Genomic DNA, 1,261 nt, shown 5'->3' on the forward strand with positions numbered 1-1,261 from the left:
CTGCAAGCGCTGGCCATCGACTATTGGTACGAGGTGGATTTCAACTGGGGGCAAAACGCCCACGCCTACTACACCGAGGATGCGGTGTTCACGACCAGCCAGAAATCGCGCACCGGCCGCGCCATGATCGCCGACTTCTACCGCACGCGGCAGGCGCGCGGTGCGCGCACCTCGCTGCACGTGGTGCAGAACTTCCGCGCGCAGCCGAGCGCGCCGGATCGCGCGCAATGCAACTACCTGATGAGCCTGTTCGCCGCGGACGGCGCGGGCGTGCTGGCCTCCAGGCCCGCGATCATGATCGCCGACGTGCGCGAGACGGTCGTGCGGCAAGCCGATGGCGGCTGGCTCTATGCGCTGCGCACGCTGCGGCCGCTGTTTCGCGACGACACACCGACAACGGGATGATCTGGAACATCGCCCCCGGAAAACTTCCATGAGAGACGCCCCATGTTGTTCATAGACCCCGAAAACACCCCCGACTTCAAGCGCAGTCTGTTGAACGCCATCGTCGCGCCGCGGCCGATCGGCTGGATCAGCACCGTGGACCCCGAGGGCCGGGCGAACCTGGCTCCGTTCTCGCATTTCAACCTGGTATCGACGGCGCCGCCGGTGCTGATCTTTTCCTGCAACGCGCCGGCCGACCGGCACGAGAAAGACAGCCTCAGGAACGTGCGCGCGAACGGCGAGTTCGTCACCAACCTCGTGACCTGGGAGCTGCGCAATTCGATGAACACCAGCTCGATCGACGCACCCTACGGCACCGACGAGTTCGCGCTCGCCGGTCTCGCGAAGGCGCCGAGCCGCAAGGTCCGGCCGCCGCGCGTCGCAGCTTCTCCGGCCAGCATGGAATGCAAGCTGCTGCGCATCGTCGAGATCGAGCCGCAGCGACCGGGCGACACGCGCAGCTGCGTGGTGTTCGGCCAGGTGGTCGGAATCCACCTCGATCCGGCCTTCGTTGACCCGGGCGGGCACTTCGATATCGCGCGCACCCTGCCGCTCACCCGACTGGGGGGCAACCAGTACGCGTCGGTCGGCCCCCTGGTGGAACTCTTGCGGCCGAGTTCGCGCCGCGATTGACGACAGCCAAGGAATGCCATGACAGACCAGACCCAAGAGACCCAAGGCACCGGGGTGCGCCGCGCCGCAGTGCACCCACTCCTGCCGGGCTCGGTGGCGCGTGGGCAGAACTTCTGGGTGCAATGGATCGCCGGCCCGGCCGCGGCCAAAGCCAGCAGCCACAGCGAGATGCTGCTGCTGTTAC

Annotated in this window: 2 protein-coding genes; both read left to right on the forward strand. The window is 67.0% G+C overall.

What is annotated here, in order from left to right:
* Positions 1-405: nuclear transport factor 2 family protein (locus VTU_RS25420; RefSeq protein ID WP_040891754.1), on the forward strand; the 405-nt coding region annotated here is incomplete at its 5' end.
* Positions 406-447: 42 nt separating this feature from the next.
* Positions 448-1,077 (forward strand): flavin reductase family protein, encoded by a 630-nt coding sequence (locus VTU_RS0102725; protein ID WP_010100510.1) that lies wholly within the window; start codon positions 448-450, stop codon positions 1,075-1,077.
* The last annotated feature ends 184 nt before the right edge of the window (positions 1,078-1,261 follow it).

The sequence above is a fragment of the Verminephrobacter aporrectodeae subsp. tuberculatae At4 genome (assembly GCF_000193225.1).
In the GTDB taxonomy this organism is placed as follows: Bacteria; Pseudomonadota; Gammaproteobacteria; order Burkholderiales; family Burkholderiaceae_C; genus Acidovorax; species Acidovorax aporrectodeae.

Excerpts from the sequence above, each read along its gene's own strand:
- VTU_RS0102725 (WP_010100510.1), top strand. The coding sequence starts at position 448 with ATGTTGTTCATAGACCCCGAAAACACCCCCGACTTCAAGCGCAGTCTG.